At 66.7% G+C, this 2,070-nt stretch carries 3 protein-coding genes; 1 reads left to right on the forward strand and 2 read right to left on the reverse strand.

Annotated features, from left to right (window positions below; translation table 11 throughout):
* Window positions 1–372: murein hydrolase activator EnvC family protein (locus BHQ40_RS24555; protein WP_171905964.1), on the forward strand; the 372-nt coding region annotated here is incomplete at its 5' end.
* Between the two features lie 240 nt (window positions 373–612).
* On the opposite strand, the gene BHQ40_RS26615 is transcribed toward BHQ40_RS24555, so the two are convergent.
* A complete protein-coding gene (locus BHQ40_RS26615) occupies window positions 613–1,554 on the reverse strand; it encodes a DUF3011 domain-containing protein (RefSeq protein ID WP_070158293.1) in 942 nt (313 codons plus the stop codon).
* A gap of 285 nt (window positions 1,555–1,839) precedes the next feature.
* A partial coding sequence (locus tag BHQ40_RS24565; protein ID WP_139139478.1) for an SDR family oxidoreductase occupies window positions 1,840–2,070 on the reverse strand: 231 nt, incomplete at its 5' end.

Genomic DNA, 2,070 nt, shown 5'->3' on the forward strand with positions numbered 1-2,070 from the left:
GGCCTGCCCCCCTACCGCCTGCCGGTCATTGGCGCGCTGGTCACGGGCATGGGCGAATTGTCGGACAGCGGCGTCCGGGCGCGCGGCCTGACCATCGCGACCCAGCCCGGCGCGCAGGTCGTTGCGCCGACGGCCGGGCGCATCGCCTTTGCCGGCCATTATCGCGGCTATGGCCAGATCGTGATTATCGATCATGGGCAGGGTTGGACGACGCTGATCACCGGCCTCAACCATTTGTCCGTCGATGTCGGCACGGGCGTTGGTCAGGGCGACCCCATCGGCACCGCAGGCGCGCCAAGGCCCACGGTGACGATAGAATTGCGCCGCAACGGCCGGCCGGTGGACATCGTGCCGCTGGTCGGGCTGGGTTAGGCTCCTCCCTTATCATGTTTAAAAGGCGTCGTGCTCCTGCGAAAGCAGGAGCCCAGTCCCGCCGTCAGAACTGGGCTCCTGCTTTCGCAGGAGCACGCAGCATATCGGGCTAATCAGGATAAATTCTCGCCGTCATCCGGCCAACCTCCGTTCGCCTTGAGTCTGTCGAAAGGCTGTCCTTTTCTTCAAGAAGGACAGGGCTTCGACAAGCTCAGCCCGAACGGAGGGTGGTTGAAGCCCTCACCCCCCGCTGGCGAAATCCAACTGGATCACCTTGGTCGGCGTCGCCCGGCAGTAGAGCGGCAGCGTCCGTTCGCCGTCCGGGTAGGTCGCGGTCAGCGACGCGCCGAACCGCCAGCCGCCATTGCCCTGTTCCAGCGAGGTCAGCTTGTCATAGCTGAGCCGCGTGCCGCCGGTCGCGCCGATCTGCCGCGCCGCTTCGTAGAGGCAGGTCTGGACGGAGGGACGCGAAGCTGCGGGCAGGGGCGACAGGTCGGCGACCAGCGCGGCGGGCGGGCCGGGCGGGAAGGTGGCGGGGGCCTCCGCTTCCGGCTCAGGCGCCGCCGCGTTCGCGGCCTCTGCCGCTTCCTTCTCCTTCTTCTTCTTGCTGGCGTTGCTGGCGAGCAGGGCGATCAACCCGCCCGCGACCGCGACGCCCGCAATGACCGCGCCGGTGCTCGGCCCCTTGTCCTTTTCCTTTTCGGGATAGGGTTGGGGATAGGGGCGGTCGGGATAGGGATTGCCGGGATATTGGCCGCCCCCGCCAGCCCAGCGGCCATAGGCGAATTCCGCGCTGCAGCCGTTCGACACCCAGATATTGCTCTTGGTAAAGCCCCAGGTCCGGTTCTGGACGCAGGAACCGCCCAGGCGGCGGACAAGCTGCACACGGTTCTCCGTGCGTACCGCACAGCGCTCCGTCTTGTGCCGGACCGATTCGCAGCGGATCGTGCGGCCGTAACCATTGCCGGGCGGCTGCGGTTTTTGCGGGTAGGTGGGTTTTGGCGGCTGGATCACCGGTCCGCCCGGATAGGTCGGGCGCGGGGGCTGGACGGCCGGTCCGCCGGGGACGGGAAGAATCTGCGGCTTCTCAATCGGCGCGGGCCGGGTCTGGGCGGCGAGCGGCCTGATGGCCGTGGCCGAAAGCGCGATCATGACGGTCAGTGAAACGAACCTGCGAGTCATCCCTGTTCTCCCACGAAACAGGCGGGACCGCCGGAACGGCCCGCCGGAGCGCCGCCGCGCGGCCTCCACCGGCAGCGTCTGACAGCATCGTTTCGACCCTGTTACAGGATACAGGGCGTGGAGAAATTAACCATAGGGATTCGGCGGGGGGTAACGGAAGTTGGTCTGATCACTGCCAAATTTACCGTGCTCCTGCGAAAGCAGGAGCCCAGGCCCACGCTCCGAACTGGGCTCCTGCTTTCGCAGGAGCACGCTTTCGCTCAGGCGAGCAAATCCGATGAGGATCTACGCCCCGAAACCGCCGTCGATGGTGTGCATCGCGCCGGTCACGATGCGCGCCTCCGGTCCCGCCAGATAAGCGACCATGCCCGCCACCTCATCGGCCGTGCCATGGCGCTTGATCGCCATGAAATCATGCATCGCGCCGCTCATCGGGCCGTCATGCGGGTTCATGTCGGTATCGATCGGGCCGGGCTGCACCACATTGACGGTGATGCCGCGCGCGCCGAAATCGCG

It is taken from the genome of Sphingobium phenoxybenzoativorans, assembly GCF_001757355.1.
In the GTDB taxonomy this organism is placed as follows: Bacteria; Pseudomonadota; Alphaproteobacteria; order Sphingomonadales; family Sphingomonadaceae; genus Sphingobium; species Sphingobium phenoxybenzoativorans.